General features: G+C 62.7%; 1 protein-coding gene. It reads left to right on the top strand.

Annotated elements, in window-relative coordinates:
• Positions 1–18: 18 nt before the first annotated feature.
• A partial coding sequence (locus A3754_RS07035) for a hypothetical protein (protein ID WP_231880530.1) occupies positions 19–335 on the top strand: 317 nt, incomplete at its 3' end.

The raw sequence follows: 335 nt of genomic DNA, 5'->3' as shown, positions 1-335 counted from the left end.
TCGCAGCTGGATGCCACCATGACCAACACGGGTGGCGAACACCGGTTGGCCCTGCGTGTGGAAGCCCGGGACCGCCCCCTCTCCCTGCTGGCAAAGATACACCTGCACGATGATGCCTACGCGCTGGATGAGGTGGATGCGGATATCTATACCCGCTTCGAGGGCAAGCGCCTGCACGAATGGTTGCCCGAGATAGAAAAAATGCCGCTGGATCTGGGCTCGCTGGATGCATCCGTGGCGCTGTGGGGCACTCTGGAAGGCGGTGAGCCGATCAGCGGACAGCTGCAGGTTGATGTGCCCACGTTGACGCTGACCCAGGCAGATACGGCCTGGCC

The sequence above is a fragment of the Alcanivorax sp. HI0083 genome (genome assembly GCF_001635175.1).
Note: the sequence above shows the minus strand (reverse complement) of the source record. Positions and strands in the feature narration are given on the sequence as shown.